Origin of the sequence: Macellibacteroides sp. (genome assembly GCF_050251695.1) — a bacterium.
Taxonomy (GTDB): Bacteria; Bacteroidota; Bacteroidia; order Bacteroidales; family Tannerellaceae; genus Macellibacteroides; species Macellibacteroides fermentans.
Window position 1 is genome coordinate 1 of record NZ_JBFWMI010000183.1, and the last position, 2,786, is coordinate 2,786.

Here is a 2,786-nt window from a genome sequence, read left to right on the forward strand (position 1 = left end):
TCCCATTCCGAACAGAGAAGTTAAGCCCACCCACGCCGATGGTACTGCGTAACAGTGGGAGAGTAGGTAGCCGCCGTTTTTAGAGAAGGAGTTAGTTCAATAGAACTGACTCCTTTTTTTGTTTATATACCCTGTCGACTAATATTCTTCTTAATGTATCAGCCACTGAAACTTCTGTATATTTACCTGCATAGGAACCACCCTTTGGTAATGACTATAAACTGAATTGATCAAAAATGAGGGTCTGTGTTTTTTTAGCGAATGATATTGTATAGCAATGGGTAATGCATAAAAACGAGCGTTGTAATTATATCAATAAAAAGATATACCTTTGCAGCATGAATAAATACAGACTGGAAGATTGGTTGCCTACTACTAAAAAAGAAATAGAGGCAAGAGGGTGGGATTACGTGGATGTAATTTTCTTTTCGGGAGATGCCTACGTTGATCATCCTTCTTTTGGCCCGGCTGTAATTGGCCGAACATTGGAAGCCCTGGGGTTGCGTGTTGCTATTGTACCACAACCTAATTGGCGTGATGATTTACGTGATTTTAAGAAGCTGGGAATTCCACGGCTATTTTTTGCAGTAAGTGCAGGTGCTATGGATTCGATGATAAATCATTATACAGCCAACAAACGTTTACGTAGTGACGATGCGTACACTCCTGATAAAAGAGCTGGAATGAGACCCGATTATCCAAGTATCGTTTATACACAAATATTAAAGAAGTTATATCCTGATGTCCCGGTTGTATTGGGTGGCATCGAAGCTTCTTTGCGCCGCCTTACTCATTATGATTATTGGCAAGATAAGCTTAAACCAGGTATATTGATTGAGAGTAGGGCTGATTTACTTATTTATGGAATGGGAGAACAGCCATTAAGATCTCTTGTAAACAAATTAAAAAGAGGTGTTCCATTTTCCGATATAAAGGATATTCCACAGACGGCCTATTTAACTCCGTCGGAGGATGTATCTGCTCATATACTACCTGGAGATATAAATCTCTTTTCTCATGAAGAGTGCTTGCTTGACAAACTGAAACAGGCTAAAAACTTCAAACATATTGAAGAAGAATCCAATAAGATGGAAGCATCCAGGATTATTCAGCGAGTTGGTAATGAATCAATAGTTGTAAATCCTCCTTTTCCTCCAATGACAGAGGCTGAGTTGGATGCCAGTTTTGATTTGCCATATACAAGACTTCCTCATCCTAAATATAAAGGAAAGACAATCTCTGCATTTGATATGATACAGTTTTCTGTAAACTTACACAGAGGTTGTTTTGGAGGTTGTGCCTTTTGTACTATTTCAGCACATCAAGGAAAATTTATTGCTTCCCGAAGTAAAGATTCCATTTTAAAAGAGATAAAGATTATTACAGGTATGCCCGATTTTAAAGGGTATCTAAGTGATTTAGGCGGTCCTTCGGCTAATATGTACCGAATGAAAGGAAAAGATTTATCGATATGTAGGAAGTGTAAAAGACCGTCTTGTATTTCTCCTAAAGTGTGTAAAAATCTGAATGCTGATCATACACCAATGCTTGAGTTGTATAAAGAAGTTGACAGTATTCCGGGGATAAAGAAATCATTTATTGGAAGTGGAGTTAGATATGATTTGTTATTAAACAGATATGATGATAATGCGTTGAATGATTCGGCTAATAAATATATGAGGGAGCTTATTGCTCATCATGTGTCCGGTCGTTTGAAAGTGGCGCCAGAACATACTTCAGATGAAGTACTAAAACAGATGCGTAAACCTTCGTTTACCCAGTTTGGTCAGTTTAAGAAAATATTCGATCGTATAAATAAGGAAGAGGGATTAAATCAGCAATTGATTCCTTACTTTATTTCAAGTCACCCGGGATGTACTGAGGCGGATATGGCTGAGTTGGCTGCAATTACAAAAGATCTTCATTTTCATTTGGAACAGGTGCAGGATTTTACGCCGACACCAATGACGCTTGCTACTGAAATGTATTACACAGGCTATCATCCCTATACATTGGAGAAGGTTTATACAGCCCATACAAAAGAACAAAAATTAGCGCAAAGGCAGTTTTTCTTCTGGTATGACAAGTCTTATAAAAATCAAATAACCAAGACATTACAACGTTTAGGAAGAAAAGATCTTATTTCCAGACTTTTTGGAAAATAGTGATCGCCAGTATACTTTGATGCCATTGTAAACTATCATATACAGATAAGGCTTTCATAATTTATGAAAGCCTTATCTGTATATGATAGGGAATTATTATTCTTTTACAGCAATAACCTCAATTTCAACTAATCCGTTTTTGGGTAATGTTTTAACGGCAACAGCTGAGCGAGCAGGGAAGGCTCCTTCGAATTGAGATGCATAGACGGTATTCATTGCGGCAAAATCATTCATGTCGGCAAGAAAAACAGTTGTTTTAACCACATCATTCATCGTATAGCCTGCTTCCGTAAGAATAGCATTCATATTTTTGAAAGACTGAATAGTCTGTTCGGTTACTCCACCCTCGGCAAAAGCTCCGGTTGAAGGATCAATACCAAGCTGACCAGACATGAATAACATATTCCCAACCTGAATTGCCTGGCTGTACGGACCAATTGCAGCAGGAGCGTTAGATGTTGAAATTACTTTTTTCATATGAATCTAATTTATATTTGAGGTCTGAAACCTACTATAGTTAAATATTCAGCAAATTTTAATCGTTAAAACTTAGTGTTTTTCGTTCATTCTTTGTCTAACAACCTCGTAAACAAGAATTGAAGATGCTACGGATACATTCAA

Annotated in this window: 2 protein-coding genes and 1 rRNA gene; 2 read left to right on the forward strand and 1 reads right to left on the reverse strand. The window is 37.5% G+C overall.

The window, feature by feature from the left end; genetic code table 11:
* Both rrf and AB7E53_RS14860 read left to right on the forward strand, forming a co-directional pair.
* Positions 1-79 (forward strand): 5S ribosomal RNA (gene rrf / locus AB7E53_RS14855); the annotation flags it as partial.
* A 259-nt stretch (positions 80-338) separates the two neighbouring features.
* A complete protein-coding gene (locus AB7E53_RS14860) occupies positions 339-2,165 on the forward strand; it encodes a YgiQ family radical SAM protein (protein ID WP_446776576.1) in 1,827 nt (608 codons plus the stop codon).
* A 96-nt stretch (positions 2,166-2,261) separates the two neighbouring features.
* On the opposite strand, the gene AB7E53_RS14865 is transcribed toward AB7E53_RS14860, so the two are convergent.
* Positions 2,262-2,642: a RidA family protein gene (locus AB7E53_RS14865; protein ID WP_179399455.1), complete on the reverse strand. Its 381-nt coding sequence runs from the start codon at positions 2,640-2,642 to the stop codon at positions 2,262-2,264.
* Positions 2,643-2,786: the final 144 nt, after the last annotated feature.

Excerpts from the sequence above, each read along its gene's own strand:
- AB7E53_RS14860 (WP_446776576.1), top strand. The coding sequence starts at position 339 with ATGAATAAATACAGACTGGAAGATTGGTTGCCTACTACTAAAAAAGAA.
- AB7E53_RS14865 (WP_179399455.1), bottom strand. The coding sequence starts at position 2,642 with ATGAAAAAAGTAATTTCAACATCTAACGCTCCTGCTGCAATTGGTCCG.